At 58.7% G+C, this 2,464-nt stretch carries 1 protein-coding gene and 1 pseudogene; both read right to left on the bottom strand.

The genetic code is table 11. From position 1 onward, the window contains the following. Nucleotides 1-84: 84 nt before the first annotated feature. Nucleotides 85-876, bottom strand: a complete 792-nt coding sequence (gene istB / locus OEZ49_RS22935; RefSeq protein WP_263390461.1) for an IS21-like element helper ATPase IstB — start codon at nt 874-876, stop codon at nt 85-87. Beyond that, nucleotides 866-2,390 (bottom strand): annotated as a pseudogene (gene istA / locus OEZ49_RS22930) (IS21 family transposase). Before istA ends, istB begins: the two are co-directional and overlap by 11 nt. Nucleotides 2,391-2,464 lie beyond the last annotated feature (74 nt).

Here is a 2,464-nt window from a genome sequence, read left to right as displayed (position 1 = left end):
GTGTTGATTGCCACTGAGATTTGACCCGGCAACCGCCAAAATTGTCACCGAGATCTGACCCACGCTGTTGTTATGTTCTGCGTGTCACGATGGCGTCAATGCTGGTGTTTCCTTCCTTTTCTTTTTCGCTGTTTCGGAGCTGGCCTTGAAGCGATAGCTGTCATTTCCGGTCTCCAGAATGTGGCATCGATGGGTGAGGCGATCGAGCAGGGCCGTGGTCATTTTCGCGTCACCGAACACGCTGGCCCATTCGCTAAAGCTCAGGTTGGTTGTGATGATGACGCTGGTGCGTTCATACAGTTTGCTCAGAAGATGGAAGAGCAAAGCCTCGCCGGAGGCGCTGAACGGCAAATATCCCAACTCATCCAGGATCACGAGATCGGTTTTCACTAGCGCTTCGGCGATCTTCCCGGCCTTTCCTTGGGCCTTTTCCTGCTCCAGCGCGTTGACCAGTTCGACTGTTGAGAAGAAACGCACGCGCTTTCGGTGATGTTCGATAGCTTGGATGCCGAGGGCTGTCGCGACATGCGATTTCCCTGTGCCTGGGCCCCCGATCAACACCACATTCTCGGCCGCATCCATGAACTCACATCGATGGAGCTGGCGGACCAAAGCTTCCCGCATTTCACTGACCGCGAAGTCGAAGGCGGACAAGTCCTTGTATGCCGGGAAGCGGGCAGCCTTCATATGATAGGCGATCGAGCGCACCTCACGCTCGGCCATTTCAGCCTTGAGCAGCTGCGACAGGATCGGCCTGGCAGCCTCGAATGCGGGAGAACCTTGCTCATGCAAGTTCTGCACAGCCTGCGCCATCCCCGGCATCTTCAGGCTGCGCAACATGATGATGAGGGCTGCACCCGCGGGGTCATGACGCATGGCGTGTTCCTCCCGGGGTGCGCAACCCATCGTAGCGCGCGACATTGGCCTCGGGCTCCTTGCTCAGCGTCAAGGCCGCTGGAGGGTTCACATCCGGCTGGTCGGTCGGTTTGCCATCCAGCAGCCTGCGGAGCAGGTTCAGCACATGGGTTTTGGTCGGCACACCAGCCTCCAGTGCCAATTCCACTGCGCACAGCACCGTCTGTTCATCATGGTGCAGCACCAAGGACAGGATATCGACCATTTCTCGGTCCCCGCCAGGCTGGCGCAGCATCTTTGTCTGCAGCACACGGAAGGGTTCGGGCATCTCCACGAAGGGGGCCCCATTGCGCAACGCTCCGGGTTTGCGCTGAACCACCGCCAGATAATGGCGCCAGTCATAGACCACGCGCCCTGGCTGGCGGTGCGACCGGTCGATGATGCGCTCATGTGTGCAAATCACGTGGCCCTCGGCCACAACCACCAGCCGCTCAGGGTAAATGCGCAGGCTGACGGGCCGGTTCGCAAAGCTGGCAGGCACAGAATAACGGGTGCGGTCAAAGTTGATCAGGCAGGTAGGCGAGCCCCGCTTTCTTTCCTCGACAAAGCCATCGAACATTGTGGGGAGCGGCATCAGCGCAGGCTTCTCGGCTTCCCACACATCGGCGATGCTTCCAGGCAACGTGCCATGCGCTGTCTCAGCCCAAAGTAGCTTGCAGCGCTCTTCAAGCCAGAAGTTCAGCGCATCCAGATCCGGAAAGGCCGGCATCAACTGCCACATACGATGGCGCGCATCGCGCACATTCTTCTCGACCTGCCCTTTCTCCCAGCCCGCAGCCGGATTGCAGAACTCGGGATCGAAGATGTAATGGCTGGTCATCGCCGTGAACCGCGCATTCACATCGCGCTTCTTGCCAAGTCCGACCTTGTCGACGGCGGTCTTCATATTGTCGTAGATGCCACGACCGGGCACACCTTCGAAGACGCGGAAGGCATGCCAATGAGCGTCGAACAGCATCTCATGCGTTTGCAGCAGATAGGCCCGAACCAGGAAGGCGCGGCTGTGCGACAGCTTGATATGCGCGACCTGAAGCTTGATACGCTCGCCACCGACATAGGCCCAATCTTCGCTCCAATCGAACTGAAACGCCTCGCCCGGCGCGAACACCAGCGGCACGAAAGTTCCCCGATCCGTCGTATGATGGTAGCCGTTCGCCTTTCCATTCCCGAACGAAGGCGGCAACGCGCTCGTAGGAACCGTCATATCCCAGCGTCACCAGATCGGCGTGCATCAGCTTCGCCGTGCGGCGCTCTTTGCGTGATTTGCGCTGATCCGACACAAGCCAGGCTGTCAGCTGCTTGGCATATGGATCGAGCTTGCTCGGGCGGTCCGGCGTCTGGAACGCAGGTTCAACAATCCCCTCCCGAAGATACTTCTTGATTGTGTTGCGCGAAATACCCGTACGCCGCGCGATCTCGCGAATTGGCATCTTGTCTCGCAGCGCCCATGTCCTGATAACCTTCAAAAGTCCCATGTCGATCACTCCATATGCTCCCAGCAGGTTCAAGCCGGGGAAAGGTTGCACATGGGTCAAATCTCAGTGGCAAT

Source organism: Ruegeria marisflavi (assembly GCF_025673445.1).
GTDB classification, from domain to species: domain Bacteria; phylum Pseudomonadota; class Alphaproteobacteria; order Rhodobacterales; family Rhodobacteraceae; genus Ruegeria_B; species Ruegeria_B marisflavi.
Note: the sequence above shows the minus strand (reverse complement) of the source record. Positions and strands in the feature narration are given on the sequence as shown.

What these genes read in the sequence shown, in the direction of transcription:
- istB (WP_263390461.1), bottom strand. Translation starts at nt 876, where the DNA reads ATGCGTCATGACCCCGCGGGTGCAGCCCTCATCATCATGTTGCGCAGC.